The 9,407-nt window shown below is 32.3% G+C and carries 3 protein-coding genes; all 3 read right to left on the bottom strand.

Annotated features, from left to right (window positions below; translation table 11 throughout):
* Positions 1 to 7,788: SNF2-related protein (locus MKD52_RS08480; RefSeq protein WP_242100015.1), on the bottom strand; the 7,788-nt coding region annotated here is incomplete at its 3' end.
* A 16-nt stretch (positions 7,789 to 7,804) separates the two neighbouring features.
* A complete protein-coding gene (locus MKD52_RS08475) occupies positions 7,805 to 8,677 on the bottom strand; it encodes a hypothetical protein (RefSeq protein WP_242100014.1) in 873 nt (290 codons plus the stop codon).
* Positions 8,674 to 9,405: a hypothetical protein gene (locus tag MKD52_RS08470; protein WP_242100013.1), complete on the bottom strand. Its 732-nt coding sequence runs from the start codon at positions 9,403 to 9,405 to the stop codon at positions 8,674 to 8,676. The genes MKD52_RS08475 and MKD52_RS08470 overlap by 4 nt, the downstream gene beginning before the upstream one ends.
* Between the last annotated feature and the right edge of the window lie 2 nt (positions 9,406 to 9,407).

Here is a 9,407-nt window from a genome sequence, read left to right as displayed (position 1 = left end):
GTCTTTGTCTTTAAAATCCTTGATTTCTATTTTGTTTTTGGCAATTTCTTGTATATCTATACTTTCATTTTGTGAAATTTTCGCAACATTTTCGTCTTTAGATTCTAAATCTTTGTGTTTTTCTTGCAAATCCTCTTTTTTGGTTGGCATATTTTGTATTTCTTGCTGTGGTGCTGTTTGTTCCAAATGCGTATTTTTAGGCTCTGTTATCTCTTTTTCTAAATCTGTTTTAGATTCTTTAGATTCCTTTGGCAAAGATTCAACAGGTAAAGGGGATTCATCTTTGCGCTCTGCAATAGCATTGACTTGTAGCTTTCCTTTTTCGTCCAAATACTTAGGATATTGTGGAATCAAATCTGCTATCTCTTGGCTATCCATTTCTATTTTTATACCCTCTTTTCTCTTTTCTTGCCTAATTCTAAAAATATCATTCATATTGAGTAAGTCTTGCTTTAGCATAGCAATTAATGGCTTTCTATCGTAATTGTCTATGGTGTTATTTTCTAGGTATCTATTTTTAGCTTCTATAATGTTCTCGTACTTCTTTAATTCCTCTACTTTATTTTCTAATAGACTAGAAACTTTATCAAATGTGTTTTTGAGTTTAGTGAGTATAGAACTTACTTTAAAGGGGTCTGTAACTAATAGGCTTCTATGTGATTCTAAGTTTAGATTTTTAGGGTAGAATCTATGATTATCTTTTGTGATAATTACGCCCTTAAAATGAATATCATCACCACTAACGCTTACTAGGAAGTTTAGTTTTATTTCATTTGCAGATAAAAACTCTATTTCTCCAGCATTATTTTTTCTGCCATTACTCTCGCGGATTCTTTCTTTTGATTCTAGTGTAAAAAACTCATCGGGTTGCCTTAGCATTTGTATAATCTTAGATTGTATTTTTTCGCTAATGGCATTAAAATCCTTTTCGCTTTGCATTGCTTTTAATTTTCTTGTGGTTTTAATGCCTAAGACTTCTACTTCGTAATTTTCTTTTAAAAAGTTCTTGTTATTAAACATTTCTCGCAGAGCTTCTACTTCTCCTTTTAGCTCTTGCGCTTTGGGTGTCTCTTGTTTAATTGCTTTTTCTGCGTTGATGATACTAATTTCGTAATATCTTTTATATTCCTCCTCGCTCTTTAAAAGATTCTCTATCTTGTATTTTTCTAAAATAAAGGGGTTTCCTGTGGCAATAGCTTTCATCTCTGCAATATTTGCCATCTCTTCATCAATCGCACTAAAAACTCTTGTTTGCTCTAGTGTTTCTGCCTTTTTCATCTGACTTAAGGGCTTAAGCTTCTGTTCGTTGATTTGAAACATTCTTGCATCATAAGTTTGCTCTGTGGCATATCTATAATGTCCTATTTCAAAGTTTTCAGGGTCTCTTGCAAAGAATATATTGCCCTGCCTTATTCCTCTACCTGCTCTTTGTGCTAGTTCGCTTGGCTTCCACGGACAATCTAATTCGTGCATTGCAACAATTCTTTCTTGCACATTTGTTCCTGTTCCAAGTTTGGAAGTTGAACCAATTAATACACGCACGATTCCTGCCTTAACTTTTTGAAAAAGACTTTCTTTTTCCTTGTCGCTTTTAGCGTCTCCTATAAAGGCAATCTCTTTTTGTGGAATCCCTTTTGCAACAAGTTTTTTAAGTATATCACTATACACATCAAACTTGCTTGTTTGATTAATTAATTCCTCAATTTCATAGACTTTTTCTACAATTTTTTCTCTATGTTTTTTGCCAAATTCATCGGTATATTCATCGTAAAGAAATTTCCCCTCATCATCTTTTGCAAATTCCCTATAATAGCTTCTGATTTCAACTCCCTCATTATCGTATTCAGTAAAGTATTCTAACCCTCTTTCTTTTGCAATATCCTCTAAATTAATTTCTTGGGATTCGTTTTTTGATACATCTATTTTTTGTGATTTAAGTTTTGAAACACCCAAATCGCAGAATATTAGTTGCGTGTTTTTTTCATATCTGCCATCATTGTAATGCTCTAGCACTTTATCTATACACTGATTGATTTTAGATTGTTCATAATCGTTTGCTAAAGGGTCAATCAGTCTAAAATCAAGTGCCGCTTTTCTTGCTTCACTCGTGCAAACTAGCATATTGTTTCTTTTAGGGTCGTCTTGTAAGTGATTCATTCTATCTATAATGCTACCCTCATTATAGTTGCCAAACTCATCTTCAACGCCTATGAAATTTGCTATTGCTTCGCTTCTAGGGGCTATTATATTGATTGCGCTTCCATTTTTTACTTTTGGAACGAGTTTCCCGCTTATTTTTTCTATGTCCTCTGTGCTAATGATGTCGGCGTTTTGTTTATAGATACTCATAAGTTCTGGAGCATTAATAAGGCTTGATAATCTTGAAACTAGGGCATAATTAATACCGCTACTATCTAACTCTTCGCTTAATTGTATTTTGGTAAATGCTTTTTGCCAATCATCAAAATTTTCTAAGTGCATTTTTTCTAATACTTGCGGTTGTAAATATCTTTGCATTGTGTAAAATTCTGCAATGGAGTTTGAAATAGGTGTTCCTGTAAGAAAATAGAGCTTAAAGCCTTGATTGTTATGGATATATTGCGTAGCGCAAAACATTTTCATCGCTTTTTTGCTCTCTTGTGTCGGGATTCCTCTAATATTCTCTTGCGTGGTTGTGATGAATAGATTTTTAAAATAATGTGCTTCATCTACGACTAAGCAATCGATTCCTAAATCCTCAAATGCTATTTCCTCATCGTATGTTTTGCCAACCGCTTGTTTTTCTAGCTTAGCTTCTAATGCTCTAATGCGTTTCTCAATGTATTGACTTTTTCTTTTTTCCTCTTTCTTGGTTTTTGCTACTTTTTCTCTATCTAGTTGTAATCTTAGATTTTCTATTTGATTAGAGAGGATTTCTCTTTGGAAAGATTCCATTACATTAAGATTCTCAAATGTAGAATGCTTCATAATGATTGCGTCAAAGTCTCCATTTCTCGCGCGATATAAAAACTCTTTTCTGTCTTTTTTGCTATTAATCTTATCTCCTACTAGAATCTTTGCGCTAGGATATGCTCTAATAAACTCTGCTCCCCACGATGTGCTAAGGTGGTTTGGAACAAGCACTAAGGCTTTTTTAATGCAGTTCATTCTAATTTGCTCCATTACAATGGCAATTCCTGCTAATGTCTTCCCTGCGCCTACTTCGTGGTCTAAAAGCAGGGAATTACTCATTATGCCTTTAAACACTGCATTTTTTTGGTGTGTCCTTAGAGTAATGTCTTGATTTAATAATGGCGTTTCTAACATATCCTCAAATTCTAAGCGATTATTAGAAAAAACATTAATCGTGTTGTTGTAGATTTTTTCTATTACCTCTCTGTATTCTTGTTTTTTAAAAAGGAATTCTGCAAATAAATCTCTGATTCTACTTGCATTCCTCAAAGCCTTGCTTGTGGGTGCTTGTTCTACCACTTTTATGCTTCTATCATCTGCGGTTTTTTCAATATGATACACTTCAAGGCTTTTATTGTTGATGGTTGTTTCTAGTATCTCGCTTAGAGAAAAGAACATTTTATCATCTAATCTTTGCACTTGTAGGCTTTGTCCTAAATCGTTTAAATCAGCGTCTTGTATTTCTAATCCATCGCCTTTTTTAAAGTTTTCAATGGTGTAATAAGAATAAACATTTGAAATTTCTACTACAATTTCATCAGGATTATTAAAAAAGCTCTCGCGAATGAAGTCTTTGTAAATTGCTAAAGGAATGAAGTTTGCCCCAAAATTGATTTCTATATCATTGTAGGCAATGTCTTTTGGAAAGTTTTGTTTTAAGAGATTAAACAATCTTTCTTTATCAAAAAGATTCCATACTTCTTTGGATTCTGTATCGCTTTGTCCTGCATTGTCAGCAATTAAGCGTTCTAAAAATTTTGCTTTGCCCTTAATATCGCCCTCTAAGAATTTATCTTTAAGGCAAAATTCTGTTGGTTGCTCAAAGTGTGGAAAAATCAATTCTTTGTCTATTAGCTCTTTTAAAATCTCATTGATTGGAATGTTTGGCAAGTAGCTTTGCAACGCTTTTAAATCAATTCTTCCTGTTTCATTGAATGTCTTTTGTAGTGCCTCTTTAGAATCCTTAGCTTCTGTCTTTTCTAGCGGATACAACACTCTTTTTTGTAAAATATCAGCTTCTTGATAGATAGTTTCAAACTTGTCTTTTTTAGGGATTTTTACAACATTTTCAGTTGCAAATATTTTAAAACTCTCTAGTTTCTCAAGCTCTATCATTCGTTTTAGAGTGTGTCTTGTGATGATATTATTTTCTTTGCGGGATTTTTGCAATCTTTGATTAAAGCCCTGTGCGTTGCTTAAAATTAAAATCTCTTTGCGTAATGCCCTTAATCTTTCTTTTTGAGCTAGGATTGTTTGATTGGATTCCTCATTGTTTGGTAAAACTTTTTCTAGGCGTAGATTATAATTTAAAAGGTCTCTAAATTCAATGAGTTTTTTTAAAATAACTTCTTCTTCTTTTCTGATTGGATTTTTAAAGATTATTTTCCCTCTTTTTTCCTCTAAGATTCTATCGCTATCTATTAAGTATTTGCTCTCTTTATCTATTTCATCACGAAAATATGCTTCTCTACAAGAAGTATTGCTCTCTTTTGTGTAAAAAACATTATCAAAGAAAAATAGACTACCTGTTTTTAATTGTAAAAAGTAGCTATAATCCTTTAAATTAAAAGGTAATTCATCAATGAATATGTTATCACCCTTAATGGCTGGTGTTAAATTGTAGATTCCTTTATTATCGTTGCGTTGTAATATTATCCATCGCAATGTATCTTTTAAATATCCTTTTAAATTCGTATCTTCCTTTTGGGCTACTTTTAAAGTGGCTTCTCCAAATTGATTCGTTCCTAGTTTTGTTTCTCCAAATGTATTGACAAATACTTCTCCATTTTGTTGGACAAAAAGACTATTGATTTTTAAAATCTTTTCTTCTTGATTAATGATTTTAGGAATTTCCAAAGAATTTAAAAATTTGGATTCCACTCTTTGAATGTATTGTTTAAGGTTTTCTGAAATAGAATCATTTTTAGTGCTTAAATAAGCTTCTTTATCCTTTGTTCTCCTTAAAAAGATTATATCACTCAATACATCTGTATGTGTTTGCTTAAAGCTTGAATTAGGCAGTCTTGTTGCGCTTAGAAAAACATTATCTTGCATTAGTGTTAATCTGTGTGTATTAGTCTTTGAATCAAGGAATCCTGATGTAATTACAAAGCTAGAAATTCCCCCATCTTTTAATAGATTTTGGCTTTTACTCACAAAATAATTATGTATGAGTTCTTTAGAATTTTCTGCTTTGATATTTTCATAAGGGGGATTACCGATGACTACATCAAATTCTCTATCAAATAGCACTTCCTCAAAACTTTTATTATAGATTTTTGTCTGTGGGTGTAGAAGTTTGGCAATGGTTGCGCTGATTGTATCTTTTTCTACCGCTTCAAATTCAAAATTAGCAGGAGCTTTTGTGATAAAATGCCCTATTCCACAACTTGGCTCTAATGCTACCACTTTTTCATTTCTTAAAACACCCAATGTTTTAAGTCCTAAATACATAGATTCTATGATTTCGCTTGGTGTATAGTAAGCGTTATAACTAGATTGCATTAATTCTTTATAAAGGTCCTCTCCTATGAGCCCTTTTAATTCCTCTCTTTTATTGCTAAAAGTTTCATCAAAGAAAAAATCACTAAGTCCCCCAAATCCTGTGTATTTTGCTAGGGTTTCTTGTTCGGTTCTTGTCATTGGAATATCATCGGAGAAATAATCGTTTTCTATGATTTCTAATTGTATTGCATTAATATTTTCTTCTATGTTATTAAAATGATACCTAACATCGTCTATTCTTTTTTTTCTTTGAAAAATCTCTTTAACTAAGACTAATGCTTTAAAATTTGCTTCTATGCGCTCTTTTTTGGATAAATTAAAGTCAATTTCCCCTTTATATTCCTCGCCCTTTAGCTTTTTTAAAAGATTAAAATCATTAAAAGTTTCAAAAATAGGCTCTGTTTTCTCAAGATTCTCATCATCATAAATAAGAGATTCAACTAAATTGTTAGGTTGAGATTCTGTTATGTCTATGGGTTCTAAGGATTCATTTTGTTCTTGTTTTGATTCTTGTGGCTCTTGTGGTTCTAATTCATCACTTCTTGCGTTTCCTGTTTCATCTGCTCTTGTAGAAATGTCGGGATTTGCTTCAAATAAGCTTCTGTGTTGATTTGTGGCAATTCCTTGTTGTTCTTGTGTTCTTTCAGTATCATCATCAGCAAGTCTATCTCCTCCTGATTCCTCGCTCCCATTTTGAGATTCCATATTATATTCTCTAATAATATTTCCGCTAAGCTCTTCTTGAGAAATATTTGCTTGATTGGGTGCGCTTTGTTCTCCCTGTGTTTCTGTATCGCTAGTCGCACTATCCAATCTATTATTTTCTGATTTTGTATCATTAGTGTTGGATAATTGCTCCAAAACGCTAGAATTTCCTTGTTTATCTCTTGCGCTTGAGGGGATAATATCACTAATTTCTGAAAATCCTGCGGGGCTAGGAGATTCTTTTTTGGAAACAGATATTCTACTCTCAAATAATCCATTATTTGCTCCAATAGTCTCTCTGAATTCTCCATTGGGTTGTTCTCGCTTTGACTTGCTATCTCCGCTAGATTCAAGCTTTTCACTTCCTCTATCATCTCCCCCAAATTCTCCCTCTTGAGATTCTCTATTATCTCTATTTTTATCTTCTCTAATTCCGCTATCTTGCTCTTGGAGTGTATTTGATTGGATTTTAAATTTAGATAATAATTGCTTAGTGGATATTCTAGCTTGTTTAGATTCCAATATAGTTCTAATTCTTTCTCTAAAGGCAATTCTTCTTTCATTAAAGTCGTTAGACTGACTTGTGGAAAGTGATAAATGCTGTTTAGATTCTTGATTGCTTTTTTCAGAAATGGAATCACTAGATTTTGTGTTAGTTGATGTGCTTCCCTGTTCTCCTCCATTCCATAGTTCTCGTTCTCGTTGCTCATTTTTAATTTGTAATCCTTTAGATTCTCCTCGCTCAAATAGAGTGCGTTCAATTCTACTTGTAGATTGTGGTATTCCCATAGTTTCGCTAGAGATTCCTTGTTCATTGTTGTTTTGGATTGGATTATCTCCTTTGCTTCCTCCTCTTTCTCCAAAGAGTATAGATTCTCTAGGCTCTCTGCTAGGATTAGCGATTCCTTGTCCATTGTCGCTTTGAGTTGTTCTATCATTCTCTCTGTTTTCCGAATTTCCTTTTGATAAGAATCCTCCTCTTTCTCCATTTGCTCGTAAGCTTTCTTGATTTGTTGTATCAATGTTTGCATTGACTTTCTCCTGAAATAGACTTTGTAAGGATTCAAAAGATTCTGTTTTTAAAAAATCCTTTAAATCGTAATTTAAAAATACATTGCTTTGCTTTATAGCAAATGAAATCCTTTGAATATCCTCAAAATAAGTAAAAATCGCTTTCACTTGATTGTTATTAATTATATTATTAAAATCGGGTTTTTCTCCAAATTCAATAAAATATTCGTTGGTTGTCATTAAAGAAAGCACATAAGACTTAAAGGCGATATTATTTTTATCGTTAATATACAAGTCAAGTGCGTGAAAAAATGTTGGATTATCTTGAGTGATATTTTGAATGATACCAATATTACTTGCGTTGGTAGAATTTGAAAGAATCAAGAGTGTTTTCATAGTTTATCCTTTGTTGTTATCTGTGGTTCTTTCTTATTCTCATTTGGGATTCTTGATTCTTAGAATTTTTAGATTCTGTTTCTTGTTTTATGTTTATAGAATCCTTGTTTTGTTGTTGTAAATCTTTTGTGTTTTGCATACCTATAATGGATTGTTGATTCTTTTCTAAAATATCTAGTCTTTGGCTTATAGATAGATGATTAAAGTCTTTGCTTTTTGATTTGATTTGTGCTATATTTTCATTAGCAATGCTCGTGGCGTTTGACCCTTGTGTTGTTAGGGTATTTGTTTTCGTTCTATCGTGCGAATTTATAGCCGAGTTGGCGGATTTGCGAAAATTGAAGTCATTAAATATGGAATGATAGGGATGACCACGCCTATCCATTTCTGCCAACCTTTGATTGGATTCTGTCTTACTATGTGTAGTTAAAAGCCTGTTGGTTTCTTTGTTGTCTTTAGTATATTCTCTACTTCCATAAGCAATAACACTTTTATCATTCGCTTTAGCTTTCCAAGTATAGTTTTTATGTTTTTCTTCATACTCCGCCCCCACATTCTTAGCCACTTTAGGAAAAGAAAGCATTTCTTGCGTAGTTACCATACCTCTTAATTCGGGATTATCTAAGTGTTTTTGAATCTCTTTTTGCATAAAGTCTTTATCTACTCTTATATCTCCTACATTACTTTTAACTTGTGTAGATTCCTTTTCTCCTTGTAAGACATTAAACATTTGTGCGCTTTCTTTTTTGCTCTGTTTATCCCAAGCAATATCTTTAAGGTTTTGGATTCTTTCTTTGATAGATTGGATTATCTCTTTGGTAGAATCTTCTAATCTTTTAACTTCATTTTCTAAGGCTAAAATTTCTTGTTCTAATTCTTTATCACTCATCTGCGATTCTTTCTTGTTCTAATTTGGAATTCTTGCTCTATTTCCTCTTTTAACTCATTGAGACATAGAAAATTATCAATTTCGCCATAATCACTTTCCCATTCGTTGTTTTCTTTTAAAAATTCTTTTAATTCTTCTCTGCTTTGCTCAGATAGTGCAATGGAATCTAGTTCAATTATTTCTTCGCATTTAGGGTTTCTATCAAAGTCTATTTTTATTTCAAAAGGTAAATCATTCGTTTCTTGCTCTAAAGTATCAATCAAAGATTCTTTATTGTAATAAGGCGTATGGTTTTCATACATAAAATATTCTATGTCTCTTTTGTAATCTTTTAAAATGGTGGTTATCATATTTTGCGCTAAAAATGTTCTTAAGGAATCTAAATCGCTTAAATCTATTTGTGATTTATCAATTAGCCCCTCTGCATAATTAGCACAAAGCTCACTATAATCGTGATAAATTCCATCTAACGCATCACACAAAGGATAATCTTTAAAGGGATTGTATTCATCTCCCTCTGTAAAATCCTCTACTTGTTCGGCTAGTTTATAAAGCGTAAGCTCATCGCGTTCATTAAAAAGCTCATCTTTTAAATGTAATAAATCATATTTTAAATATTTTAGAATTTCTAGCTCTTTTCTGCCGACATAACCACATCTTATTTCTATTTCTTTTTTATAAGATTTATTGAGTATTTCTTTAAAATCTTCTAGCGTTGCAGTTTCCATAT

Origin of the sequence: Helicobacter sp. CaF467b, assembly GCF_022664765.1 — a bacterium.
GTDB classification, from domain to species: Bacteria; Campylobacterota; Campylobacteria; order Campylobacterales; family Helicobacteraceae; genus Helicobacter_D; species Helicobacter_D colisuis.
The sequence above is the reverse complement of the archived record's forward strand: the minus strand, read 5'-3'. Positions and strand labels throughout refer to the sequence as shown.

Coding starts and splice junctions, on each gene's coding strand:
- MKD52_RS08470 (WP_242100013.1), bottom strand. CDS start 9,405: ATGGAAACTGCAACGCTAGAAGATTTTAAAGAAATACTCAATAAATCT.
- MKD52_RS08475 (WP_242100014.1), bottom strand. CDS start 8,677: ATGAGTGATAAAGAATTAGAACAAGAAATTTTAGCCTTAGAAAATGAA.